At 65.4% G+C, this 234-nt stretch carries 1 protein-coding gene; it reads left to right on the top strand.

Annotation, left to right across the window (positions count from 1 at the left end):
• On the top strand, positions 1 to 234 hold a 234-nt coding region (locus R0J92_RS26830), incomplete at both ends, for a recombinase family protein (protein ID WP_411053925.1).

The following is a 234-nucleotide window of genomic DNA, read 5'->3' on the forward strand; positions in this document are numbered from 1 at the left end:
CTCGACACCGCCACGCCGACCGGCAAGCTGATGCTGAATTTGCTGGGGTCGATTGCGGAGTTTGAACGGGAGTTGATGCTGGAACGGCAGCGCGAGGGGATCGCGAAGGCCAAAGCCGAGGGCAAATACAAGGGGCGAGCGCCGACTGCGCGGGCGAAAGCGGAAGATGTACTGCGGTTGAAGGCCGGGGGAATGACGGCGGACGCCATCGCGGCGAAGCTGGGGATCGGGCGG

The organism is Tritonibacter sp. SIMBA_163 (assembly GCF_046535935.1).
GTDB lineage: Bacteria > Pseudomonadota > Alphaproteobacteria > Rhodobacterales > Rhodobacteraceae > Epibacterium > Epibacterium scottomollicae.